The organism is Arthrobacter sp. Bi26, assembly GCF_918697925.1.
Taxonomy (GTDB): domain Bacteria; phylum Actinomycetota; class Actinomycetes; order Actinomycetales; family Micrococcaceae; genus Arthrobacter.
In genome coordinates this window covers 1-23,121 of sequence record NZ_CAKKMF010000078.1, presented here as the reverse complement: position 1 = coordinate 23,121, position 23,121 = coordinate 1, and the positions used below count along the sequence as shown (strand labels likewise).

Here is a 23,121-nt window from a genome sequence, read left to right as displayed (position 1 = left end):
GTCCTGGGACGGGCGGCCGTCTTTGGGGTCCCTGGCGTGCATGTGGACGATTGCCGCGCCGGCTTCGGCTGCGCCGATGGCGGCGTCGGCGATCTCCTCGGCGCTGACGGGCAGGTAAGGGGACATCGATGGGGTGTGGATGGCGCCTGTGACGGCGGAGGTGATGATGACCTTGCGTTTGCGGGACATGATGATGCTTCTTTCGGGGAGAATGTTTTCCTGCAGGCACCGAGTTGAACGTCTCGGTGCCTGCAGTCGTGTTGGTGAGGAAGAAGAGGCGTGCCATGTCGGCGGTGTCTTCGTGACGTTCTGATGGACGCGGTGCGGGGGTGCGGGGAGTCCGCTGTCCGTGGGTCCGCTAGTGAACGGCTACAGCCTTCGGATCTGCCTTTTTGGAACCGCGTTTGAGTCCAAGTGTGAGGAGCGCGCCGAGGATGCACATGCCGGCAACGAACCAGAGGCCGGCCATCTTCGACCCGGTGGCGTCCTCTACGAATCCCATGACGTATGGTCCGGTAAAGCCGCCGAACAGGCCCACGGTGTTGACGAACGCCAGGCCGGCAGCCAGGGAGGACCCGGAGAGCCGGGTCGTGGGGTAGGTGTAGAGGACCGGCAGCAGTGCGTAGACGTTAAAGGCCGCGAGGCTGAAACCGATCAGTCCCAGGACGGGGCCGCCGATGGCACCGAGCGTGAAGCCGGCCGCAATCCCGATCATCGTCGTGGTGGTTATCAGCTTGGAGCGCGAACCGGTGGTGGCCAGCTTTGGTATCGTCAAGGCGCCTACAGCGGAGAAGACCCACGGGATGGCGGTCAGCAGGCCAATCTGGATGGGACTGAGCTTTCCGTAGGTGCCGATGACGGAGGGCAGGAAGAAGGCAAGGGTGTAGAAGGCAATCTGGTGAGTGAAGTAGATCGCAACCACGAGCAGGATCTGCTTGTCCTTCACGATGTGGCGCAGTTTTGAGTTACCGGCGGCCTTCGCGCCGGCCTGCTCTTCGGCGGCGATCCGCGCCTCAAGGTCTTCGGCCTCATCCCGGGTGAGGAACTTGGCGTCGGTGGGCTTGTTCGGCAGCGTCTTCCAGATGATGACAGCCAGGGCACACGCGGGAAGGCCTTCGAGGAGGAACATCCACTGCCATCCATGCAACCCTACGAGGCCGTCCAGGGTCAGCAGCAAACCGCCGAGCGGGGCGCCGATGATGTTGGCAATGGATCCGCCGAGCAGGAACATGCCGTTGGCCTTGGCCCGGTGCTCGAGCGTGAACCACTGGGTGATCAGGTACAGGACTCCGGGGAACAGGCCGGCCTCGGCAATGCCTAGCAGCATGCGCATGATGTAGAAGGACGTTTCGCCCTGAACAAACATCATGCCCGCTGAGAGCAGGCCCCAGGTGATCATGATGCGCGTGATCCAGAAGCGGGCTCCGACCTTGTGCATGATGAGGTTGGAGGGGATCTCGGACAGCGCGTAGGTCAGGAAGAATATGCCGGCGCCGATGCCATAGGCGGTTGCGGAAATGCCGAGGTCAATTTCCAGGCGGTCCTTGGCCATACCGATGTTGGTACGGTCGAGGAAAGCCATGACGTAGGCGGCGATCAGCAGGGGCATCAGGCGCCGGTATATGACCTTGTTAATGGTTTTGGGCGGCCTCATTGCCGTCCCGACGGTGTCAGTGGACATGGGTGTGCCTTCTCTTGTTAATGGGTTGCCCGGAAATGGCCGGGGAGTGTGCTGCTGTTACGCGGATGCCGGAGGCTTCAAGGGGATGCTGGAGCTGCTCCTGCTGGGCATCCGCAGGACGTGCCGATATGCAGCCGGTGCGCGCATATCGTCTGGGTGTACGTGGTTCGGGGGGACGCGATCTGGTCCAGCAGCAGCTCGAATGCCCGGTCCGCCATCTGCTTGACGGGTTGGACGATGGTGGTCATGCCGATCAGTCGTGAGCGGCTGTGCGTCAGTCCGTCGCTGCCAACGACAGCTACGTCTTCCGGGATTCGAAGCCCACGGGCCAAGGCGTGTTCCATGACCCCCATGGCGATTTCATCCGATCCGCAGACAATCGCCCGAGGTGGGGCAGATGAGTCCAGCAGCTGCTGCGCGGCGACCAGCCCTCCGTCGGCGCTCAGGCGCGTGCTGATTTTGCGCGGGCCACTGATGTCGGCGCCGGCCGCCGCCGCTGTACGGACGAAGGCGATTTCACGGGCCATGGAGGCTGTTGAGAATCGCGGACCGATCACGGTCGCGATCTCGGTGTAGCCATGGTCCAGGATGTGCTGCATGAGCTGGGACGCCGCCGTGTCATCGTCGATTCCCACGAAGTCGCCAGGGACGTGGTCCGCACGCCGGGAGAGGTAGACATAGGGAATGCGCCGTTGCCTCAGCGTGCGTAGTGCACGGGAGTCTTCCCGGAGAGCGCCGGCGATGATGACCCCGTCGACGTTTCGTGCCGCCAGCGTTGAGGCGATCTGGGCGAGGGATTCAGGGTCATCGAATGTTGTGGCGACGAAGACGTCGAACCCCTCGGCCGCCGAAGCGGTGATGATGTGCTGCGCCCATCCTGTGTGCATCGGGTTGGTGATGTTGGGAAGGATGAAACCGACGACGCGCGTGAGCAACGGGTCGGGCAGGCGGCCGTGGCCGGATGGCCGGTAGCCGAGTTCGTTGGCGATCTTCAGAATCTGCCGGCGTGTATCAGCCGATACGCCTTGGCGGCCATTCATCACATAGCTGACCGTGGCCGGTGAAACGCCTGCTGCACGGGCAACAGCAGCAGCAGAGATCTTCGCGGGACGCTGTGAATTCTGCACGGGCGTCACGGCTGCTGTAGCACCGACCATCGTGTTTCCTTTCAACGTCGTAAGGGGATTCCCAGCTGGAAGTCTTTGTGATGTCCATTACAGCCGGGCGAGATGGTGTTAAGCAACGTTAAGTAAAATGTAATGAAGCTTCGTTAGTTCTACGGCATGAAACCGGTCTGAGGAGGTGGCGCGCTGGACTCGCGGTGACGGCAGACGGGGCTCCGGCGGCGCTTATCCAGCGGGCCGAAGGGTTTCGCACTGTCATGCGGTCGGGCCGGAGATGTGTTGCCCGACGGCGTTGTCTTAGGGCGCGCTTCATGGGCGTGTAACGGGGGAGCGGACCTGAGGCGGCCGTGGCCTCGTTGTGGCTTAGGTCGGAGTTGGTTCGTGGAGCTGCCGGTGGGCCTGGGCCAGTTCCACGTAGCGGGTGGCGTTGGCTTGGACCCCGCGTATTCCTCGTCGGTCAGTTCACGTCGTACTTTGGCCGGGATCCCGGCGACGAGTGAACGCGGCGGAACTACGGCGCCTTCCAGTACCACGGCGCCTGCGGCTACCAGTGAACCTGTGCCGATGACGGCTCCGTTGAGGATTGTGGCGTTCATTCCGATGAGGCAGTCGTCCTCTACGGTGCAACCGTGGAGGACTGCGGAGTGCCCGACGCTGATGCGGTCGCCCAGCGTGCAGGGATAGCCGGGGTCGGCGTGGAGCACCACGTTGTCCTGCAGGTTTGTGCCCACGCCCACGGCGATCGCTGCAGTGTCCGCCCGGACGGAGACCCCGTAAAAGGCACTCGCTTCCTTACCGAGTGTGGCCCTGCCGATGATGGCGGCAGTCGGTGCCACGAAGGCGGATTGGTGGATATCCGGCTTGGTGCCGGCGAAGGGGTAGATGGGAGCCATTGGCCCTGAACCTCCGAAACGTTAAGGAATGTCTAAGGCGTCTCCGTGGCCCGGTGGCAGCCTGAACGATGGGACGGGGTTCGCCGGCGCTGTTGCAGCGACCGCTACCGCCGTCTGGCAAGCGCACAAAGGCGCATTTGTCGTGCCGGGGCCTGGATGAATTCTTGGTCAGGGTATGGACCTGGACAAGAGATCTATGCGTTTTTGGAGAGGAACGGCGGCGGGCCGAGCCGTTCCTTGAGGGCCTTGAGTTCAGAGTAGGCCCGGTCCCTGTAATTGGCGATCTCTTGCGCTGCGGCCGGATCCATGGTGAGGAACCCCTGCCCGGTCTTGAGGCCAAGATGCCCTTCGGCGACTTTGCCCTTGAGGACTTCGGGCGCTGCGAGGCGGCTGCCGTAAGCACTTTCAATGCTGCGGAAGGAGTTTTCATAGACGTCCAGGCCGGCGATGTCAGCAATTGCAAAGGGTCCGAAGAAGGCCAGACGGAAGCCGAAGGCATTGCTGACGACCTCGTCGACTACCTCCGGCGTGGCCAGGCCCTCTTCGACCATGGATGAGGCTTCCTTGAACAGAGCGTACTGGAGCCGGTTGGCGACGAATCCGGCCGAGTCGGCGACGCGCGTGGCGACTTTGCAAGCCTTCTTCAGCAGCTCCTCCACGGCGCCGATTGCTTCCGGTGACGTGTTTTCCGTGGGGATGATTTCCACGGAAGGAACGAAGAATGACGGGTTCATCCAGTGCACGCCGAGGAAGTTTTGGGGCCGGGTGACGGACTCTGCCAGGGTGCCAATGGGAATGGCCGAAGTGTTGCTGCCAATAACGGTGTGCGGGCCGGCTGCGTTGCTGATGCGTGCCAAGGTGGCTTGCTTGAGGTCAAGGATCTCCGGAACTGCCTCGCTGACGTAGTCGGCTCCTTCGACGGCGCTTTCGATGCTCTCGGCGGCTCGCAGATTGGCCACCAGCAGGTCATGGGCGCCCTCAGGGAACAGTCCCCTCGACTCATAGTCCTTGCCCTCTTCAACCAGGCGGCGCACTGAGTTTTGGGCGGCCTCGGCCGTGACATCCGCCAGGGCGCATGGCAGGCCTGCCAGGGCCAGGGTCTGCGCAATCCCTCCACCCATGTATCCGCCGCCGACGACAGCAACTTTGGTAATTTCAGTGGGCATTCGAACTCCTTTGTATAGCCGGGCATGACCCGGTTCCTGACTTTTGATTGCCGCAATGAATGGGCAAGGCCGTCAGGGCGTTTTCGGCAGCAGCAGCCGCTTGCTTGGCGGTATGCCGTGCCGTAGGTAGGGGTCTTGGAGCCACGTCGATGTGGGCACCCGGACGATGACCTCGCTCGCTGGCATGTCCGTCTGCTAGGAGCGTAGAGCGGGGACCGGTGGTAAGCAACGTTAAGTTCGGGGGAGAGGATCCGACCCGGCGGGGCATGGAGGCGTCACTTGGTTCCTGGCGCGGACGCCGAACACGCTGGCGGCTCGGGAGCAATAAGGGGCTAGCAGGCTCAGCGGGGACGTCCCTTTTTTCGGAAGCTGAGGGGTCTGTGTGATCATCGCTTGATCTTCTAAGTTGTCCCGGCATTGATAAGTCGCCGGGGTCTTTTCGGGGTGGTCTGACGCTCAGGTTGGCCACTGCCGGATTCAGATCCAGTTGGTTGCTTCCGGTGCCTGGCCGATGACTGCGCCGTTCTGTTCCGGTGACGCCGCCGTTGCCGCCGCGGCCGGGGGCCCACCGGGTTGGGTGATAGCGGCGAGCGGTCCGGAGATGACCTGGGGTGCTGCCGCCTCGGTGTTGCTGAAGGTCATCGTGCTCGGCTGGTCGGTGACTTTCACCAGCACTCCGGTGTCGGCTGCCGCAAACCTTATTGAGGAATCACTCCCTCCGCTCAGAGGCCGTACGGGCCAAAACGGGCAACTGCGACACCAGCGGCAAGGATGCCCAAGACGAGGTTGATGATGACGTTGGGCGTTTCGTGGCGGCGGCCGTGAGTGATGGCAGCGCCTGCCATGAGGAAGAAGAGCCCGGCCGCGGCTGTGGGCACCAGCACCGTGGCTATTCCCAGTAGTGCCGGCAGGATGAGGCCGAGGGCGGCGAGGATTTCGAGTGCGCCGATGCGCTTGACGGCGCCGTCGGAGAAGTCTTCCACCCAGCCTTGGCCGGCGGCCGCGAGCTTCGCCTTGGGTTGGGCAATTTTCATGGTTCCTGCGGCAAGGAAGAGAAGGGCGAGTACGGCGGTGATGATCCAGAGGGCGACGTTCATGATGTTCTTCTTTCGTGAGTCACAGGGTTGTTCGTGGCTGGGGCCGTCATGCGACTTCCATCGCGTTCCGGTGGTCGGCGAGTATTTCGCGGACCATCGGCACGACTTTGCTCCCGTAGAGTTCGACGGCTTTGAGGCGTGCGCTGATTGGCTGGGCTCCGGAAGTGAAGATGAGGTCGAAGCGGCCAACGTCCAGTGAGGCCACGGCACGGGCGATTCTCCTGGCGACGGTCTCCGGTGAGCCGATGTACATCGAGCCGTTCCGGGTTTCGGCCTCGAAATCTTCGCGGCGGACGGGCGGCCAGCCGCGGAGGGCTCCGATGCGGTCCCTGACCACCTTGTAGTGGGGCCAGAAGATCTCTTTGGCTTCGTCGTCGGAATCCGCAATGAACCCGGGGGAGTGCATTCCTACCGGCCACGCCGTCGTGTTGAAGTCCGCGGCAGCCCGTTTGTAGAGGTCGATGAAGGGCGTGAACCGTTCGGGCTGTCCGCCGATAATGGCGAGCATCATGGGGAACCCGTATTTCGCCGTGCGGACCACTGACTGGGGCGTGCCGCCGACGCCTACCCACGTCCGCAGACCGCCCTCAGTCTTGGGGTAGACATCGGCATCAACCAGCGGTGCACGCATGGTGCCTTTCCAGGTCACGGGTTTCTCGTCAAGGAGTCGTGCGAACAGTTCAATCTTCTCCTCAAAGAGCACGTCGTAGTCTTTGAGGTCGTAGCCGAAGAGGGGGAACGACTCGGTGAAGGAACCCCGCCCCAGAATGACCTCGGCGCGGCCGTTGGACAGCGCATCCACTGTCGCAAATCGCTGGAAGACGCGCACGGGGTCATCGGAGCTGAGCACCGTCACGCCGGATCCAAGGCGGATGCGTGAGGTGCGCGTGGCCATGCCGGCCAGGACAGTCTCGGGGGCCGAGACTGAATATTCCGGGCGGTGGTGCTCACCGACAGTAAAGGCATCCACACCCAACTGGTCGGCCAGCACGGCCTCGTCGACCAACTGCCGGATCGCACGGGCATGGCTGACTGGTGCGCCCTGGTCGTCAACAGGGACGTCGCCGAAGGTGTCCAGGCCAAAGATCACTTCGCTCATGGGTCTCCTCTAGTTGATATGTCAATTACTTAATTGACGCGTCAATCATCACCCCGTATGGTTGACATGTCAAACGAAGACGAGGTGGTTATGGAACAAAGCGGTAAGAGTGCCCGGCGGAGTCTTACTCCGGATGAACTGGCCGTATGGCGCGAGTATGTCGAGACGGCAGAGGCGATAAGACAGGCTTTGGCGACGGGACTGCAGGCCACCTCCGGCGTTTCCCCGGGCGACTACGCGGTGCTCCTGGCCCTGAGCGAGTCCGAAGGACACCGTTTGCGATCCTCCACGCTCGCCGCGGGTGTCGGATGGGAGCGCAGCCGACTTTCGCACCACCTGGGTCGCATGGAATCCCGGGGGCTCATTCGACGGCGTAAGTCGGGTAACGACAGCCGTGGCGCAGAGGTGGAACTTACCGACGACGGAGCACGGACTTTCCGCGCTTCCTCAGCGCCGCATCTTCGGCTCGTCCGCCGGTTCTTCATCGAAGCCCTCACGCCTGAAGACCTCGAAGCCGTTGGAAAGGTTGCAAAGAGCTTGCGCCGCCACCTGAACGAACTCGCACATGAACGTGGAACCGACCAGGGCCTAGCCGTCGTCGAACCTTCTCCGGGTGGCACCATTTAGTCGAAACCCGTGCGGTCCTCGACGGTCCAGGCTTCGTAGAACTCGGCCTTTCGTAGGGTCTTCTGTTGCGTTCCGGAGGGTGGAGTCCGGATCAGCGTCGGAGGACGCCCGCCATGGCTTGCGACTGATTTCCTGTGGAGTTGCGGCGGCGATTGTTTTGTATGGCCGTCTGCTGTTGCGGGTCGCTCTGGTGGAGGAATCACCGCTGGGTGTAAGGGGCCGGCGGGCAACCCGGGTCCCGGGCAGGGAAGGAGATTGTTGCGGGGAGATAAGCATAATGTTGGACGGTGAACAGTATGAAGGAATTCGGCTCCGGCCAAGAGGCTGCCAACGATCATCGCGTCCTGGTCTTCGGGCGCCTTCTGGGTGCGGCGAACCGGCTGGAGTTTCTTCTTGGCCGCGACCTGGAGCAGGAGTTCGGCATCAGCCATTCCCTTTTTGAACTGCTTCTCCTCGCAGGACGGGCGGGCGACCAGGGAATCCCGGTGCGTGACATCGCCCAAGCGAGGGTGTTGACGTCAGGCGGAGCCACGCGGTTGGTGCAGCGCGCCTCAGCGCTGGGCCTTATTGAACGGGAGAGCTCCGTTTCCGACGCCCGTGTCCAGTTGATCCGCCTCTCGGCGCACGGCGAAGACTTGCTCCTCAGAGCCGGTAGCCGCCACGTGCAGAGTATCGAACGGTACCTGCTCGACCTACTCTCACCCGCAGAGGCCGAGGTGTTCTCGGAGGCCGTCAAAAGGATCAGCAAGAATGCTGCGCAGGAATTGCCGATCATGCCGTGAACGATTGGGCATAACTCCCAACAATAGCTGACTAGTCAGCTATTGTTGGATCTGAGTGAGCGTGCATTGCGTGACTCGCTTCGGGGCGTTCTCGAGGGCATCCGAGAGAGGTTAACCAGTAATGTCACTGAATTTTGAGGTCTTCGATCTCGACTTCCCCGCAGGTTCACCAAACAAGTCGGCAACGTTGGTTATCGGCCCGTCCAAGGCAATGCTTGTGGACGCAGGCTTCACCCGGGCCGACGGCCACCGTCTCGTTGCGGCCATCTTGGACTCCGGCAAAGAGCTGGAAACCGTCTTCATCAGCCACGCCGACCCGGACTTCTACTTCGGCCTGGAAGTCTTCGCCGATGCGTTCCCGGATGCCACAATCCTGGCGACCCCGATAGTCATCGAGCACATCCAGGCGACATTCGAGGGCAAACTCAAGGCCTGGGCAGCACTGGGCGCCAACCTCCCGACCCGCCTGGCCGTGATCGCGCCCCTGAATGCAGGCGCAATTGAACTCGACGGGTACCGCTTTGACCTTCGCGGCGGCTCTGACCTGCTTCCTGACAGGCACTACCTCTTCAACGCTGATCAGAAAGCAGTGGTCGGCGGGGTCCTGGTCTTCCAGGAAGAACACGTCTGGACCGCAGACACCCCCACCCCCGAACAGCGCTCGGCATGGATCGAACTCCTTGACCAGATGCAGGCCCTGAACCCACAACTCGTCATAGCGGGCCACCGGCTGCCCGGAACCGCCAACGATGCCACGGCCATCGATTACACGCGGTCCTACCTCCGGGAATTCGAAGGGATACTTGCCCGCTCAGCCGATGCCGCCGCCGGCACGGCCGCCCTGATCGAAAGCTACCCAAACTCCGGAATGCTCATCGCACCGCAAATCGGAACCAAGGTCGCCAAGGGGGAAATGACATGGGGCTGAATGACGCCGCTGAACCTGCCCGCTCAAGCTCGCCTCGGGACGTCATCCGCCGTCAGTATCTGGCCTCAGCAGCAGGTGACCTCGAAGCGCTCCGCGCCACGATGGTCCCTGATGTCGAATGGACGGAGATGGCCGGCTTCCCCTTGCAGGGACCTACCGCACGCCCAACGAAGTGACCTCCAACGTCATGGAAATTCTCGGTAGAGACTGGGAGGGGCGGGCGGCCCACGACGACACCTACATCGTCGAAGGTGAAAACGTAGTGGTCCTCGCCCGGTACACCGCCAGGCACCGGGCAACCGGGAAACCCTTGACCGTCCGGGTGGCCCACCACTTCATCGTCCGCGGCGGACTTATCGTACGCTTCGAACAATTCGTCGACACCGCAAGGGTTGCCGAAGCAGGCCTGCCCGGGGACCGCTGACCGAATCCGCATAGGCCTGACGGCGACAACGCCAAAAGAGTCGGTGCCGTCAGCATTTCCTTACCGCCCACTGGCATCAAGACCACCGAGTGCGCATGTGATCGGTTGGCAGAGTCACCAATACATACCTGCATGTGCCGGGTTACAGCCAAGACGCGGTTCTCGTCCCTAGGGCTCTCACCGGAAGCCGAGAGCAGTCCTCACTGGTTCTGCAATGAGAGGAAGCCCTTGCACGCGGTTGATGCCACGCGGTACGCAAAAGCCTGCATTGTGGTGAGGGGCTTCCTCGTTGAGCGCGGCACGCGGCCCGGCTCCGCGTCCGGTCCTGAACGCGGCGGGACGACCGTTCGCCCAGGAACCGACGGTCGAAGATAGTCCGTGGCCGCGGGCCGCACTCCCATCGGTCCGTCTCGGGTCCGGAGCAGTAAAAGCAGTCAGCGTCCCCACGCCGGCGCAAATGCTCTGGTCTTCGGCCAGCATCCCTCGGGACGCTGAAGCCCGGCCCGCCTCAGCTTCAGGGGCGGGCGAGTACATGGTGGTCAATGAGATGGTCGGCGATCGACATGGCCGAGGTTGCCGCCGGTGACGGAGCATTGCGCAGTAGCGTGACGGGTCCGACCTGGTCGATGGCGAAATCATCCAGGAGCGAGCCATCACTGGCCCATGCCTGGGCCCGGACACCAGCGGCGGTTTTAGCGGTCAGGTCGGCCATCTCGAGCTCAGGAATAAACCGGCTCGCTTCCTTGAAGTAAAGCGGTTTGATGAGGGACGCGGCGATTTCCTTGGCTCCCATCCGCCAGTGCTGCTTCGCCAAGGTGGGCGCCCCTGGCCAGGTCGCCGACGCCCAGGTGTCCTTGAGTGAGATGGTCCGCCAACCGTAGCCTTCGCGGGCCAAGGCTGGGACAGCGTTGGGACCAACGTGGATGTCGTCATAGACGCCCCGGGTGAAGTGAACGCCGAGGAAGGGGAAGCTGGGATCAGGTACGGGGTAGATCATGCCTTTGACGAGGTGCTGCTTCGCCGCTGACAGAGCCCAGTATTCACCACGGAAGGGCAGGATTTTGGGTGAGGGGGAGGCGCCTACGAACTGGGCAACCAGATCGGATTGCAGTCCGGCGCAGACAATGAGGCGGTCGAAAACTAGTTCTGCTGCGCTGGTGGTTACCTGGACCTTGCCGTTGGCATGCGCGATCCGGGTGACTTCGTGTCCGAGGAGTATCCGGCCGCCGGCTTGGCGGATGTCCTCGGCCATGGCTTCAGTAATTGCGGCGTAGTCGACGACGGCGGTGTGCGGGGAGTGCAGGGCGGCGACGCCGGCAGCGTGTGGCTCAATTTCCTTGATTTGTTCGGCGTTGAGGCGGCGCAGGCCGGGCACGTTGTTGGCGACCGACCGTTTTTCGATATTCTCCAGTGCGGGCAGCTCTTCTGCTGTCAAAGCTACGACGAGTTTGCCGACTTCCCGGTAGGGGAGGTTCTTTTCCAGGCAGTAGTCGCGGGTGAGGTGCCTGCCGCGGGCGCACAGGGTCGCTTTGAGCGACCCCGGGGCGTAGTATAGCCCGGCATGGACCACGCCGGAGTTGTGTCCTGTCTGGTGCATGGCGACGCGGTGCTCTTTTTCCACTACCGTTACCTCGCCCATTCCTCGCTGGGTGAGGGCGCGGGCGATTGCGATGCCCACGATGCCTCCGCCGATGATGCCAATCTGTTCGGTCATCGTTGTCTCTGTTTCTTGTCTGGCTCCCCTGCGGGGATGCGTTTAAATTTGTGTGTTAATGCACAGGTCAGCTGGCCGTCCAGCCGCCGTCGACCATCAGTAGCTGGCCGGTAATGTAGCTGGATGCGTCGGAAGCCAGGAACACCGCGGCGCCGGCGAGTTCTTCCGGTTCGCCGAATCTGTTCATCGGTATCCGCTGGAGCATTCGCTCTTTCCGCTCAGTGTCGTTGAACACGGCTTCTGTGAGCTTGGTCCGGATGTAGCCGGGCCCCAGACCGTTGACCCGGATGCCCCGTCCGGCCCACTCGAGGCTGAGGTTTCGGAGAACTCCGTATATCCCGGACTTACTGGCCGTGTAGGCGACAACGGAGGGCAGGGAGAGCTGGCTTGAGAGCGACCCTATGAAGATGTGGCTCCCGCGGCGGCCTTTTTCAAGTTGGCGTCTTCCGAGTTCCTGGCTGAGCAGGAACGGGGCGGTCAGGTTGATGCTGATGACGCGGTCCCACTCATCAGGGTCAAAAGACTCTGCCGGTTCGCGGTGCTGCACCCCGGCGGCATGGACGACGACGTCGATTCCGCCGCCCAGCCCATTTTCGACTTGGTCGAGTAGCGGCGCTGCGGCACCCCGGACCGATACGTCTGTAGGGAACGCAGTGGCTGCTGGTCCGATTGCTCTTGCCGCGCTGTGGAGTTCGTCTTCGCTGCGGGACACCAGCGCCACTTGAGCGCCGGCTTGTGCGAGTCCGTTGGCGATGGCATATCCCAGGCCGCGGCCGGCGCCTGTGACAAGTGCGCGCTTCCCTTCAAGGGAGAATTGGTTTCCTTCGCTCATTACTGCGTCCGGATCGCGGCAGTTTTGATGCGGGTGTAGAAGCTCAGCGCTTCAAGGCCCTGCTCCTTGAAGGGGGAACCGGAGTCCTTGAAACCGCCAAAGGGGTGGTGGATGTCCCAGCCGGTGGTGGGCTGGTTTACCGAGACCTGTCCGGTGTCGACGCTGTTGATGAAGGCAAATGCGTGGCCAAGGTCTTTGGTGAAGACGGCGCTGGAGAGTCCGTAGGCCGAGTCGTTCACCGCGTCGATGGCTTCTTCTACAGTGTCCACGACGGTCATAGCCAGCACCGGCCCGAAGACCTCGTCCCTCCAGATATCCAGGTCGGTTGAGATACCTAAAAGTGTTGGTTCCACAAAGGCGCCGGTCTGGCGTTGTTCCTCTCCGAGGGGAGCGGTGGCAATGACTTCGGCGCCCTGGCGGATCGCCGTTGAGATGTGGGCTTGGATCTGCTGCTGCGCTTTTTTGCTGACGACGGGACCGAGGCTTGCGTCCGGGGTGTTCCCGCTGGCAACTTTGAGTTCCGCTACGGCGGCCACCAGTTTGCTGCGGATCTGGGTTTCGATGCTCCGCTGCACGATGAGGCGGCTGGTGGCGGTGCACCGCTGCCCGGCCTGGGCGAAGGCGCCGGCGATTATTGTGGGGACGGCTGCGTCCAGGTCGGCGTCTTCGAGGACGACTGCCGCGTTTTTTCCGCCCATTTCGGTTTGCACCCGAATGCCTGTCCCGGCGAGTTCCTTCTGCAGCTGTACTCCGATCTCAGTCGATCCTGTAAACGAGACTGCACGCAGCCCTTGATGTGATGTGAGCTTCTGCCCAATGTCCGCTCCGCGGCCTGTGACGGTGCCGAGCACGCCGGCAGGAAGGCCCGCCTTGTGAAGAAGTTCGGCGAGCTTGAGCGCGATGATCGGTGTTTCGCTGGCCGGCTTGAGTACTACGGCGTTGCCGGCTAGCAGCGCGGGGGCGAGCTTCCTCGCCGGTGTCAGCAGGGGGTCGTTCCACGGTGTGATGAGGAGGACGACGCCGATTGGTTCGCGGATCTGGCTGGCGAATGTGCCCGGGCGGGCGTCGGGCAGGTACTCTCCGAACGGAAGCCGGGCGAGGCCGCCGTAGTATTCAAAGAATTCGGCCGACTTCCCGACTTCGCCCGTGGCTTCTGCCCGGGTCTTGCCCATCTCGGTGACGATGGTGGCAACCAGGTCCTCCGAGTGCTCCCGGATCAGGGAGGCTGTGTTCAGGAGAATCCGCCCTCGCTCCAGGTGGCCGGTCTTCTTCCATGTCTTCGCGCCCTCGGCAGCGGCGTTGAAGACCTCGTCCAGATCGTTCGGGCCCATGGCTGGGACCTGGCCGATGATGTCGCCGTTCGTGGCCGGGTCCGTGACATCCAGGGTTGTTCCCAGGCTGGCGTGGACGAATTCGCCGTTGACCAGGTTCTTAACTAGTCCGATCGTCATCTTGTCTGCTCCTGTGCGCTTTGTGCTGTTGTAGTGTGTGGCCGTGGTCATCGGTTCACCGTGGCTGCTTGGGCCGTAGCTTCGAAGGCGGCGGCCAGGTCGCCTGTGCGCATTGCGGATACGAGGCGCTCCAGGGATTCTTCTTCCAGTGGTTCGGGGTTGGTCGGCCTGGGGTATTCCCGGACGCAGCGCTGGGCTATGGATGCTTCGGCGTGCTCCGGGATGTTCGCTTCGTCCAGAGTGGTCGGCAGTCCCAGCCGCCTGGACAGATCAAGGATTTCCTGGGCGGCGGTGTGCAGGTCTTCGCTCGTTCCTCCGGTGATGGCGCGCGCCAGCGCTGACGCCAGCATGGGATCAAGGTTCTGGTTGTAGGCGATGCAGTAGGGCAGCGCGAGGGCGCAGGAAGTGCCGTGCGGCATGGGGTTTTCATAGGACAGGCAGTACGCCAGCGAATGGCCCATCACTACGCCTGCGTTCAGGGCCTGGCCGGCCAGGTGCGAACCCCAGAGGCAGCGCGCGAGGGCGTCCTGGTCCCCCTCGGCGGCCTTGTCCAGGCTAGGCATCAGCATCTCTATGGCGCCGATTGCATGGTGGGCGGACAGGGGCGACGCGCTGGTGGCCATGAGCGATTCAATGGCATGTGCCAGTGCATCCATTCCCGTGGACGCCACGACACCCCGGGGCAGGGAGGCAACCAGGTCGGGGTCAATGATGGCCGCCTGTGGAACGTATCGCGTACAGGAGGAGACGCGCTTTGCACCATCAACGGTGACCATGGCAATGCGTGTGGCCTCCGCGCCGGTCCCGCAGGTTGTCGGGATCAGCACCAGCGGCGCTACGCCGTGCGGCGGATCCACAACCCCCAGCCAGTCAGCTGAAGTGCCGTCGTTGAGCATCAACAAAGAGATGATCTTTGAAGAGTCCAGAACGGAACCTCCGCCGATTCCGATGATGGCACCAGCCCTGGCCGCACGCGCCTCTTCGGCGGCCGCGTCGACAATCTCCGCCGTGGGCTCGCTTCCGAAGCCTGTCCGAAGCACTACGCGGAAGCCCCCGTCCTCAAGGGCAAGGAGCAGATTTTCCGCCAGTCCGAAATTTACAACAGCGTCGTCGGCTGCAACGAGGACCGTTCCTCCCGCAAGGCCGAACTGGTCGCGGAGCACCTTTACGATCTGCTTGGTGGAGCCGCGTCCTCCGAGAACGGCGGCTGGTGCCAAGAACTCTGTCGGCAGAGCAAGATCGGGAACCCATCGTTTTGACATCGTCGTCACACTTTCCTGATTGGATACAATTTCCAAAATAAAGTTAACCGACACAACCGCTCGGCGTCAAGGAGTGCTGGGGCGGGACTCGCGGGAAACGCGTTGGTATCCCATGGAAATAGGGGGGTTTATGGGCGGCCGATCCGACAAGTACCTAGCGCCGATCCTTGGCGCCCCCGCCGCCGGAACGCTCGCGCCTAGGTTCGACAAGTCTTTTTTGGATACAATCAGCCTAATTGAAGATCTCTGGCCGCGAGGCGAGATTGAGCCGGGTGCGGCGGATGTGCCCGCGGACCAAGCCGGCTGCTGCATCGTGGTCCCTCCTGGCGATGCTGTCGACAATGAGCCGGTGCTCCGCATCCGTGGCCCACTGCTGCTCCAAGTCCAGACCCTGTGCAAAGGCCCGCCGGTAGTGCTGCGTCGTGTTCCAGAACCGCTGCACCAGATCGTGCAGGAGGCCGAACTCGGCGCCGGCGTAGGTCAGCAGATGGAATTCGCGGTCGACGCGCAGAAACGTCTCGACGTCGGTGGCTGCCGCGATCTCCTCTGCCAGCTCACGCAGTCTTTGGATTTGGCTTTCGGTTAGGTTGTCGATGCTTTCCCTGACGGCCAGGGATTCAACCTGCTCGCGGAGCTTGTAGGTCTGGTCGAACTCGAAGGCATCCAATTTGGCTACCCATGCCCCGGCATTCGGAACAATCGTGACCAGACCCTCAGCCTCAAGAAGCTTCAACCCTTCTCTGACAGGGATGCGGCTTGCGTCAAAACGTTCGGCGAGTTCCTCCTGCCCGATTCGTTCCCCTGGCCGCAGTTTCCCTTCGAGGACGTCCTGGCGGAGTTCCTGTGCTATCCGCCTGCCGGTTGCCCCGGCAGTCTTCTCGTCCTTCATACGCCCTCTTCCACATTTGAATCTGTAGCTTGTCAACCCAGTATGGACGTTGGGATGTCGCAGTGCGGGGAGGATCGTCAGGTCTTGTGTGGCCACGGCCCCACGTTGCGAGGAGTTGTGGGGCCCTGGCTGCTTTGGGGCGAAGTCCGGTGCTGTAGCGCGCCGAACGTTTCACGGGCTGTGGAGGGCGCTAGCCACCTTCCGCTGGCTGGCGTAGGGGTCGGCGATGCCGATGTACTGGGTGTAGAGGTATTCCTCGATGCCTTCCAGGCCGCCTTCGCGGCCCAGGCCGGACTGCTTGACGCCGCCGAACGGGGCGGCGGCGTTGGACACGACGCCGGCGTTCAGGCCCAGCATGCCGGTCTCGAGGCGTTCGCCCATCCGGATGCCCCGGTTCAGGTCCCGGGTGAAGACGTACGCGACGAGGCCGTATTCGGTGTTGTTCGCGAGCCGGATGGCCTCGTCCTCGGTGTCGAAGGTGATGATCGGGGCGACGGGGCCAAAGATTTCCTCGGACAGGATCCGGGTGCCCTCGGTCACGCCGGTGAGGATGGTGGGCTGGTAGAAGTAGCCCGGGCCCTCCACGGCCGCGCCGCCGGTCACCGCGACCGCGCCGGCGGCGACGGCGTCGGTGACGAGCTCGTGGACCTTGTCCCGGCTCTTCGCATCGATCAGCGGGCCGACCTTGGATTCGGCCTCGGTGCCCCGGGCCGTGGTCATCTCCTTCATCTTCGCGGCGAACTTCGCCGCGAACTCGTCCGCGACGGACTCGTGCACGATGAACCGGTTCGCCGCGGTGCAGGCCTCGCCCATGTTCCGCAGCTTCGCCAGCATCGCCCCGGCGACGGCGGCGTCGACGTCGGCGTCCCCGAACACCACGAACGGGGCGTTCCCGCCCAGCTCCATCGAGGTCCGCAGCACCGTTTCGGAGGCGTCGGCCAGCAGCCGGCGGCCAACCTCGGTGGAGCCGGTGAAGGAGAGCTTGCGCAGGCGCTGGTCCTTGACCAGCGGGCCGGTCGTGGCCCCGGCGGTGGAGGTCGGGATGACGTTCAGGACACCGGCGGGCAGCCCGGCCTCCACCATCACGGCCGCGAACAGCTGGGAGGTCAGCGGGGTCAGGTTCGCGGACTTGAGCACCATCGTGCAGCCGGCCGCGACGGCCGGGGCGATCTTCCGGGTGGCCATCGCCAGCGGGAAGTTCCACGGCGTGATCAAAAGACAGGCACCCACCGGCTTCTTGGTCACCAGCAGCCGGGACTTCCCGTCCGGGGAGACCGAGTAGCGGCCGAACGCACGGACGGCCTCCTCGGAGAACCAGCGCAGGAACCAGGCGCCGTAGGTGACCTCTCCGCGGGCCTCGGCCAAAGGCTTGCCCATCTCCAGGGTCATCAGCAACGCGAAGTCCTCGGCACGGGCCGTGACCAGCTCGAAGGCGCGGCGCAGGATCTCCCCGCGCTCCCGGGCCGGGACCTTCGCCCAGGACTCCTGCGCCGCGGCAGCCGCGTCCAGGGCCGCCATGCCGTCCTCAGGACCGGCATCGGCGATGCTCAACAGCACCTTGCCCGTCGCCGGGTCCTCGACGTCGAACGTCTTCCCGGACGCGGCCGGACGCCACTCACCGTTGATCAGCAGGCCCGTCGGGACCGAGTCCAGTAGTTCGAGTTCTTTAATGGCGGGAACAGACATTCTTTTCTTCCATTCAATGAGGCGTTAAGTATTCAGCGGCAGTGCGGGGGGACACCGGCCGTCGGGGTCAGGCAGCGGCTGCCGTCGCGCCGTGTTTGCATAGAGGCCTTAGTAGGCTTTGACCCGTTGCTCGACGACCAAGTGGATGAGCGCGAACACGCGGTCCTCATGGATGGCCGCCAGTGCCGCCTCAACGGCGCTGGGGATGTCCCGGTCGTGTTCGACTTTGATGCCGAAGCCGCCGAAAGCTTGGGCCATGAGCGCGAATTCCGGGTTTTTGAGCTGGGTGCCTGAAACCCTGTGAGGGTAGTGGCGTTCCTGATGGGTGCGGATGGTGCCGTATTCCTGGTTGTCCATCACGATCACCAGGGGAGTGGCGCCGTACTGAGCGGCGGTTGCGAGTTCCTGGCCGTTCATGAGGAATTCGCCGTCGCCGGCGATGGTGACGATACGCCTGCCGGGGTAGGCCAGGGAGGCGGCGATGGCGGAGGGGACGGAGTAGCCCATGGAACCGTTGCGGGCGCTGATCATGGACGCGTAGCGCTGGGTGGGGAAATACCGGTGCGCCCAGTTCGTGTGCTCGCCGGCACCGAGGGTGACCATCGCATCAGCGGGCAGCGTCGGAACGAGGTTGGCCATTAGCGTGTCCATCCGGGCCTGGCCGTCGACCGGCGAGGCCGGAGGGAGGGCGGCGAAAGATTCCTGCTCGGTACGCATCCGCGAGGTCCAGGCCTTCCACTCGCTCTTGACCGGTAGGTCGATTTTGACGAGATCCCGGATGAACACGTCGGGTTTGGCGACGATCTGATATGACACCGGGCCGGAGCGGCCGCGGAGGGAGGGGTCGATGGTGACCAGGAAGTTCTTCTTGTTCCAGTCCTGCCTGCAGAGGAACCCGTCGGTGATGACATCACCGGGGACCGTGCCAACAAAGACAAGCAGGTCGGTCTCCTCCAGCAGGTCGTAGGTGGGCCGCGGGCGCCCATAGCCGATCGGTCCGACATACGACGGGGAGTGGAACGGGACGGTGCCCTCAGTGCGCCACTCGGCTGCCGCAGGAATATGGTGCTTCTCCAACCATCGAGTCAGCAGGTCCGCGCCTTCCTGCGTCCAGTCGTTCCCGCCGGTTACAAACAGCGGTTTAGTGGATGCTGCCAAGGCGGTGGCGAGGGCACCGGAATCCGCGGTGGTCATTCCTCCGGTTGCAACGGGGATGGGCGGGTGCAGTGTTGAGTCAATGTCCTGGCGAATGACGTCCTCGGGAAGGCCGACGACCACGGGGCCGGGCCGGCCGCTCATTGCCGCAAAAAAAGCTTCGGCCACAATTTCGGAGGCGCGCTCCGCGTGATCCAGAACCATCACCCGCTTGGCCCCGGTGTCGAACCAGGCTTTGATGTCGAATTCCTGGAATGCCTCGCGGTCCCGGTGAGCGAAGGGGATGAGACCGACGAATAGCACCATCGGCGTGGAGTCCTGCCAAGCGGTATGCAGGCCGACATGGGCGTTGGCTGCCCCTGGGCCTCTCGTCACCATTGCGACGCCGGGAAGCTGGTTCATCTTCCCGTCGGCTTCGGCCATGTAGGCGGCCCCGCCCTCGTGGCGGCACACAATGGTTTCAATAGTGGAGTCGTGCAGCCCGTCCAGGACGTCGAGGAAGCTTTCCCCGGGGACTACGTGGGCGCGCTGGACACCGTGGGCCACAAGTGAGTCAACGATGACATGCCCTGCCGACTTGATCGCGGCCGCTGCTGCAGGCCGTGGGCTGGATTGGGGCGCACCGGGCCGTGTTGGAGGAATGGTGGCCGGTAACTTCATTGTTTCTTCCTTCTGTATTGGACTGCTGGTTCGCCGAGGGCAACCGTGACGGGATGTTGTCCGGATGAGTGAACAACGCCTTCCCCGGGGTTTGGTCAGTTTGCGGGCGCTGAGCTTTTTTGAAAGATGTCTGGCCGCGCTGCCAGCGTCAGACGTGTTCTCCGGATGTGGGCGCGGATGAGATTTCCCGCCGTTTCGTGGTCTTTTCTGACAATGCTGTCCACGATGAGGTGGTGTTCTGCATCTGTCGCCCACTGCTGCTCGAGCTGGAGTTCCTGCGCGAAAACGCGGCGATAATGCACTGTGGAATTCCAGCACCGATGGACGATGTCGTGCAGGAGGGGAAAAGAGGCTCCCGCATATGTCGACAGGTGGAATTCCTGATCGAGGCGCATGAATGTCTCGGCATCGGACGCTTCGGTGATTTTGTCGGCGAGCCTTTGGAGCCGGTCAGTTTGCGATGGTGTCAGCCTGTCAATACTTTCGCGGAGCACCAGACTTTCAACCTGTTCACGCAGCTTGTAAATCTGGTCGAACTCGAAGGCGTCCAGACTGGAAACCCACGCGCCGCTGTTGGGGACAATGGTAACCAGCCCTTCGGCTTCGAGGATCTTAAGACCCTCCCTGACCGGGATCCTGCTGGCGTCGAAGCGTTCGGCCAGCACCTCCTGCCCGATTCGCTCCCCTGGGGTGAGGAGGCCTTGGAGAATGTCGGCGCGTAGCTGTTCGGCTATGTTCCGGCCTGTCCTCCCGGCCATGCGGGTGGTTTCCACAGGTTCCCCTTTTCCGTTGGGATGATGTCTGGATTGTTAGCGGCGGAGAGTCGCCATGGTTCACCGGCAGCCATGTGGCGTGACGTTCGTTGGCTCCCACTGGGTTCGGCGCCAGAAGAAGGACCGAACCCAGCCAGAGCCAAGAGGAAATGAGCTATCTAGGAGTGGAAGAAGCCCAAAAGCCGCGGGTAGACAACTTCAGGAATTTCGAGGGTTGGGCTGTGCCCGACGCCGTCGAAGATGACTAGTTCGCTGTTGGGAAGTCCGTCAGCCACTTCTTGAGCCCAGGCCGGCGGTCGCGCACTATCCTCGGTCCCTGAAAATATCAGAACCGGGAAGTCGATCTTCGGAAGAAGGTCCAATGCACTCTCCCTGGTCATCACGCCCATCATCGCCGGGCGGAGGCGCCGGGGCACCGCATTGATTCGGTCCCGCCAAAGCGACACCATGTCTGCGCGCTCCGGGTCTGCAAGGCAGGTCGCCCCGAACATGATTTCCATCGTCTCTTCCAACACATCGCCCACAAACCCGTGGACACTGGCGCGCTCGGTCCAGTCGACGTATTCCTTATGCGTTTCACCGCGGGCAGAGGAGCCGGCCATCACCATCTTGTGGAACAGCTCGGGTCTGCGCGCGGCCACTCGCACGCCAACATCACCGCCCATTGACTGGACGAGGAGATTGATATCTTTCAGAACCATTGAGTCGATCAGGGCCAGAATGTCCTCGGCGTTCTCATCCATAGTGATGACGTCCACATCCTGAAGGTCGCTTCTTCCTTGACCTCGGAACTCGGGACGAATGACGCGGAATTTCCCTGCGGCAGCCTCGACCAGACCGTCGAACATGCGGGAATCGAGGAACAGCGAGTGCAGGCAGAGGATGACGGGCAAATCCGCTTCGCCGGTGTCATCAACGAAGAGGTGCGTGTCGCGCACCTTCACAACTTCTTGGGTCCTGGGCATGTCTATACAACTCCTATGTTGTTTCGAGTGAGACGGGAGGATGAGCTTGGCGCAGCGAGGGCGAATCTGCCGCCAACTACGGAAGGTGGGCGATTAGGCGAAAGTGTCTACCGGGGCCTGGCCGCAGCTTTGGGGGGAGACGAGGGCGCGGTCTCTGGACTTGAATTTGCCGACGGTCTCACGTGTGAAAAGGACCAGAAGCAAGGCGGCGAGGATACAGGCTCCGCCCATGATGTAAAGGCTCCAGTTGTAGCCGGCGGCGGCCGTGTATCCGCCGCCCGCTGAGATCAGGAAGCCCAAGGCAAGTGGAGAAGCTCCTCCAAGGTACATGGTCGTCAGCAGAACAGAGTTGGCAGTACCCAGGCCACCCCTCTCAGCGGCATCCGCGACGAAGCTGTAGAGCACCGGAAAGATCCCGTTGGTGGCCATTCCGAGGAACAGTTGGAGCCCGACAAGCCAGATGAGGCCTTGGGACGAGAGCTGCAGCATGAAGATGCCGATCCCGAGCCACACGAACGTTATGATCGAGGTGAACTTGCGCCCCAGAGTGTCCGAGACATGTCCCCACAGAATCTGTCCCACACCCCCGGTGATCGTGAACACTGCGGCATAAGCAGCCGCCTCAGCGAAGCTGTAGTTGCCGACGAACGCAATGTACTGCGGCAGCCAGAAGCTGATGCCGGTGTAGACGGCGATGCCGAGAAGGGCCGCAATCGAAGGGACAACGATGTTTGGATTGCGCAGCGCACGTCCCAAGGCGCCCGGTGCCGCGGGCTCGTGCGGTTCGTCGCCATCGCGCAGGGGAGCGGTGTAACCGGCCGCTATAGTTTGTTCCTCGAACCGGGTGTATCGCTTCTTCGTGGCAAACAGCCAGTAGCTGATCCAGATCGGGACCATAGAGAGCGGAACTATCAAGAACGTATCGCGCCAGTTCTCGGTGCCTGCCAAAGTGAGGATGCCACCTACGAGGAGTGAGGTGATGAGCGTTCCCCACGGGTATGCGGTGTGCTGCAGCCCAAGGAACAGGCCGCGCTTTTCGACGGGGGCAGATTCTGCCATGGTGGAGACTTCGATGGCCTCTCCCGCTCCTCCGAAGGCATTCTTGACGCTCTGCAAGGTGACGAAGGACCAGATCGAAGACGTCAACGCGGCGATTCCGCCCAAGATCGTAAAGATAAAGTATCCGACCGCCATGACGGCATTTCGGTACTTGCGGGCCCACCCATGTCCGCCTTTGTCGAACCAGGGGCCGAGCGGGAGTGCCAACAGGGACGCGGACACGGTCACGATCGCCGACACGATACCCGTCATTTCAGGCGTGAGCTGATACTCCGTGACTATTGAGGGAAGAACGAAGAATAGAAGCTGGCGGGTGCTGGCGTTGAGTGCATAGATGAGCCAGAGAAATACGAGTGCGTACAGCGAGTAGCTGGGAATTCCTCCATACGTCCGCTGCTGAGCAACGCGAGGTGGCGAAGAACTAGACATCGGTCGGCCTCTTTCAAGAAATCAAGCTGGTGTTAGGGGAGTACGAAACCGTCAGGTGAAACTGAGGCCCGTTTTGGGGCGGGAAACCCGCGCACATTAATAGCGGTGCGCGGCCTTCTTTGGCCGCGCACGATGCGAGTCCTACTCTCTGCCGAGCCGGGGTGCCCAATCGCCGTCTCCTCGATGAGAGGGATAGTCGCAGCCCTAAGCAATGATGTAGTGTTCCGCACCACAACCCTAGGCGTTTGGATACGATCAAGGCAATAGTTGTCGCTAAAGTGGTAAAAAATGCGTTCTTTGGGGTTGCATGTATCCAACTTTCGGAAAAGTAGGGTTTGCTGTAGGCGGCTGGGGGGTGCACGTTCACCGCGGCGGGCTGGTGGACCGGGGGCGCCACGGGGGCCAGGGCGTGGACGTGAGTCCTC

General features: G+C 62.6%; 21 protein-coding genes and 1 pseudogene. 4 read left to right on the top strand and 18 right to left on the bottom strand.

Annotated features, from left to right (window positions below; translation table 11 throughout):
* From LQV16_RS18075 to LQV16_RS18040, 8 genes and pseudogenes are all read right to left on the bottom strand, one after another.
* The coding region (locus LQV16_RS18075) for a 3-keto-5-aminohexanoate cleavage protein (RefSeq protein WP_229995272.1) at window positions 1-189 on the bottom strand (189 nt) is incomplete at its 3' end.
* Between the two features lie 169 nt (window positions 190-358).
* A complete protein-coding gene (locus LQV16_RS18070; RefSeq protein ID WP_229995271.1) occupies window positions 359-1,681 on the bottom strand; it encodes an MFS transporter in 1,323 nt (440 codons plus the stop codon).
* Window positions 1,682-1,758: 77 nt separating this feature from the next.
* Window positions 1,759-2,838: a LacI family DNA-binding transcriptional regulator gene (locus LQV16_RS18065; protein ID WP_229995270.1), complete on the bottom strand. Its 1,080-nt coding sequence runs from the start codon at window positions 2,836-2,838 to the stop codon at window positions 1,759-1,761.
* A gap of 330 nt (window positions 2,839-3,168) precedes the next feature.
* Window positions 3,169-3,698: pseudogene (locus LQV16_RS18060) on the bottom strand (gamma carbonic anhydrase family protein).
* A 194-nt stretch (window positions 3,699-3,892) separates the two neighbouring features.
* Window positions 3,893-4,864, bottom strand: a complete 972-nt coding sequence (locus LQV16_RS18055) for a 3-hydroxyacyl-CoA dehydrogenase family protein (protein WP_229995269.1) — start codon at window positions 4,862-4,864, stop codon at window positions 3,893-3,895.
* Between the two features lie 477 nt (window positions 4,865-5,341).
* Window positions 5,342-5,533 (bottom strand): hypothetical protein, encoded by a 192-nt coding sequence (locus LQV16_RS18050; RefSeq protein WP_229995268.1) that lies wholly within the window; start codon window positions 5,531-5,533, stop codon window positions 5,342-5,344.
* 53 nt (window positions 5,534-5,586) lie between these two features.
* A complete protein-coding gene (locus LQV16_RS18045; RefSeq protein WP_229995267.1) occupies window positions 5,587-5,961 on the bottom strand; it encodes a DoxX family protein in 375 nt (124 codons plus the stop codon).
* Window positions 5,962-6,007: 46 nt separating this feature from the next.
* The gene (locus tag LQV16_RS18040) at window positions 6,008-7,060 is read right to left on the bottom strand and encodes an LLM class flavin-dependent oxidoreductase (RefSeq protein ID WP_229995266.1); all 1,053 of its coding nucleotides are present in this window, start codon (window positions 7,058-7,060) and stop codon (window positions 6,008-6,010) included.
* A 66-nt stretch (window positions 7,061-7,126) separates the two neighbouring features.
* Between LQV16_RS18040 and LQV16_RS18035 the strand changes: the two genes are divergently transcribed.
* From LQV16_RS18035 to LQV16_RS18020, 4 genes are all read left to right on the top strand, one after another.
* Window positions 7,127-7,687: a MarR family winged helix-turn-helix transcriptional regulator gene (locus LQV16_RS18035; protein ID WP_229995265.1), complete on the top strand. Its 561-nt coding sequence runs from the start codon at window positions 7,127-7,129 to the stop codon at window positions 7,685-7,687.
* A gap of 296 nt (window positions 7,688-7,983) precedes the next feature.
* Window positions 7,984-8,469 (top strand): MarR family winged helix-turn-helix transcriptional regulator, encoded by a 486-nt coding sequence (locus tag LQV16_RS18030; RefSeq protein WP_229995264.1) that lies wholly within the window; start codon window positions 7,984-7,986, stop codon window positions 8,467-8,469.
* Between the two features lie 121 nt (window positions 8,470-8,590).
* Window positions 8,591-9,397, top strand: a complete 807-nt coding sequence (locus LQV16_RS18025; protein WP_229995263.1) for an MBL fold metallo-hydrolase — start codon at window positions 8,591-8,593, stop codon at window positions 9,395-9,397.
* A gap of 118 nt (window positions 9,398-9,515) precedes the next feature.
* Window positions 9,516-9,821, top strand: coding sequence for a nuclear transport factor 2 family protein (locus tag LQV16_RS18020; RefSeq protein WP_229995262.1), 306 nt, complete (start codon window positions 9,516-9,518; stop codon window positions 9,819-9,821).
* A gap of 514 nt (window positions 9,822-10,335) precedes the next feature.
* Here the strand turns inward: LQV16_RS18020 and lhgO are convergent.
* The 10 genes from lhgO to LQV16_RS17970 all read right to left on the bottom strand — a co-directional run bounded on the left by lhgO (window position 10,336) and on the right by LQV16_RS17970 (window position 22,696).
* Window positions 10,336-11,535 carry an L-2-hydroxyglutarate oxidase gene (gene lhgO, locus LQV16_RS18015; protein WP_229995261.1) on the bottom strand — a complete coding sequence of 400 codons (1,200 nt, stop codon included), beginning with the start codon at window positions 11,533-11,535 and terminating at the stop codon, window positions 10,336-10,338.
* Window positions 11,536-11,602: 67 nt separating this feature from the next.
* A complete protein-coding gene (locus LQV16_RS18010; RefSeq protein WP_229995260.1) occupies window positions 11,603-12,367 on the bottom strand; it encodes an SDR family oxidoreductase in 765 nt (254 codons plus the stop codon).
* Window positions 12,367-13,818 carry an aldehyde dehydrogenase family protein gene (locus LQV16_RS18005; protein ID WP_229995259.1) on the bottom strand — a complete coding sequence of 484 codons (1,452 nt, stop codon included), beginning with the start codon at window positions 13,816-13,818 and terminating at the stop codon, window positions 12,367-12,369. Before LQV16_RS18005 ends, LQV16_RS18010 begins: the two co-directional genes overlap by 1 nt.
* A 47-nt stretch (window positions 13,819-13,865) precedes the next feature.
* Window positions 13,866-15,080, bottom strand: a complete 1,215-nt coding sequence (locus LQV16_RS18000) for an iron-containing alcohol dehydrogenase (RefSeq protein WP_229995258.1) — start codon at window positions 15,078-15,080, stop codon at window positions 13,866-13,868.
* A gap of 232 nt (window positions 15,081-15,312) precedes the next feature.
* A complete protein-coding gene (locus LQV16_RS17995; protein WP_229995257.1) occupies window positions 15,313-15,969 on the bottom strand; it encodes a GntR family transcriptional regulator in 657 nt (218 codons plus the stop codon).
* A 171-nt stretch (window positions 15,970-16,140) separates the two neighbouring features.
* A complete protein-coding gene (locus LQV16_RS17990) occupies window positions 16,141-17,655 on the bottom strand; it encodes an NAD-dependent succinate-semialdehyde dehydrogenase (protein ID WP_229995256.1) in 1,515 nt (504 codons plus the stop codon).
* 108 nt (window positions 17,656-17,763) lie between these two features.
* On the bottom strand, window positions 17,764-19,470 hold the full coding sequence (locus tag LQV16_RS17985) for a thiamine pyrophosphate-dependent enzyme (RefSeq protein ID WP_229995255.1): 1,707 nt from the start codon (window positions 19,468-19,470) through the stop codon (window positions 17,764-17,766).
* Window positions 19,471-19,565: 95 nt separating this feature from the next.
* The gene (locus LQV16_RS17980) at window positions 19,566-20,243 is read right to left on the bottom strand and encodes a GntR family transcriptional regulator (RefSeq protein WP_229995254.1); all 678 of its coding nucleotides are present in this window, start codon (window positions 20,241-20,243) and stop codon (window positions 19,566-19,568) included.
* A 158-nt stretch (window positions 20,244-20,401) separates the two neighbouring features.
* Entirely contained in the window at window positions 20,402-21,208 is an 807-nt protein-coding gene (locus tag LQV16_RS17975; protein WP_229995253.1) for an alpha/beta hydrolase, read from the bottom strand.
* A 93-nt stretch (window positions 21,209-21,301) separates the two neighbouring features.
* On the bottom strand, window positions 21,302-22,696 hold the full coding sequence (locus LQV16_RS17970; RefSeq protein WP_229995252.1) for an MFS transporter: 1,395 nt from the start codon (window positions 22,694-22,696) through the stop codon (window positions 21,302-21,304).
* Window positions 22,697-23,121 lie beyond the last annotated feature (425 nt).

What these genes read in the sequence shown, in the direction of transcription:
- LQV16_RS18005 (WP_229995259.1), bottom strand. Translation starts at nt 13,818, where the DNA reads ATGACGATCGGACTAGTTAAGAACCTGGTCAACGGCGAATTCGTCCAC.
- LQV16_RS18045 (WP_229995267.1), bottom strand. Translation starts at nt 5,961, where the DNA reads ATGAACGTCGCCCTCTGGATCATCACCGCCGTACTCGCCCTTCTCTTC.
- LQV16_RS18055 (WP_229995269.1), bottom strand. Translation starts at nt 4,864, where the DNA reads ATGCCCACTGAAATTACCAAAGTTGCTGTCGTCGGCGGCGGATACATG.
- LQV16_RS18020 (WP_229995262.1), top strand. Translation starts at nt 9,516, where the DNA reads ATGGACGGAGATGGCCGGCTTCCCCTTGCAGGGACCTACCGCACGCCC.
- LQV16_RS17985 (WP_229995255.1), bottom strand. Translation starts at nt 19,470, where the DNA reads ATGAAGTTACCGGCCACCATTCCTCCAACACGGCCCGGTGCGCCCCAA.
- LQV16_RS18030 (WP_229995264.1), top strand. Translation starts at nt 7,984, where the DNA reads ATGAAGGAATTCGGCTCCGGCCAAGAGGCTGCCAACGATCATCGCGTC.
- LQV16_RS18010 (WP_229995260.1), bottom strand. Translation starts at nt 12,367, where the DNA reads ATGAGCGAAGGAAACCAATTCTCCCTTGAAGGGAAGCGCGCACTTGTC.
- LQV16_RS17970 (WP_229995252.1), bottom strand. Translation starts at nt 22,696, where the DNA reads ATGTCTAGTTCTTCGCCACCTCGCGTTGCTCAGCAGCGGACGTATGGA.
- LQV16_RS18035 (WP_229995265.1), top strand. Translation starts at nt 7,127, where the DNA reads ATGTCAAACGAAGACGAGGTGGTTATGGAACAAAGCGGTAAGAGTGCC.
- LQV16_RS18000 (WP_229995258.1), bottom strand. Translation starts at nt 15,080, where the DNA reads ATGTCAAAACGATGGGTTCCCGATCTTGCTCTGCCGACAGAGTTCTTG.
- LQV16_RS18070 (WP_229995271.1), bottom strand. Translation starts at nt 1,681, where the DNA reads ATGTCCACTGACACCGTCGGGACGGCAATGAGGCCGCCCAAAACCATT.
- LQV16_RS18040 (WP_229995266.1), bottom strand. Translation starts at nt 7,060, where the DNA reads ATGAGCGAAGTGATCTTTGGCCTGGACACCTTCGGCGACGTCCCTGTT.
- LQV16_RS18065 (WP_229995270.1), bottom strand. Translation starts at nt 2,838, where the DNA reads ATGGTCGGTGCTACAGCAGCCGTGACGCCCGTGCAGAATTCACAGCGT.
- lhgO (WP_229995261.1), bottom strand. Translation starts at nt 11,535, where the DNA reads ATGACCGAACAGATTGGCATCATCGGCGGAGGCATCGTGGGCATCGCA.
- LQV16_RS17990 (WP_229995256.1), bottom strand. Translation starts at nt 17,655, where the DNA reads ATGTCTGTTCCCGCCATTAAAGAACTCGAACTACTGGACTCGGTCCCG.
- LQV16_RS17995 (WP_229995257.1), bottom strand. Translation starts at nt 15,969, where the DNA reads ATGAAGGACGAGAAGACTGCCGGGGCAACCGGCAGGCGGATAGCACAG.
- LQV16_RS18025 (WP_229995263.1), top strand. Translation starts at nt 8,591, where the DNA reads ATGTCACTGAATTTTGAGGTCTTCGATCTCGACTTCCCCGCAGGTTCA.
- LQV16_RS17975 (WP_229995253.1), bottom strand. Translation starts at nt 21,208, where the DNA reads ATGCCCAGGACCCAAGAAGTTGTGAAGGTGCGCGACACGCACCTCTTC.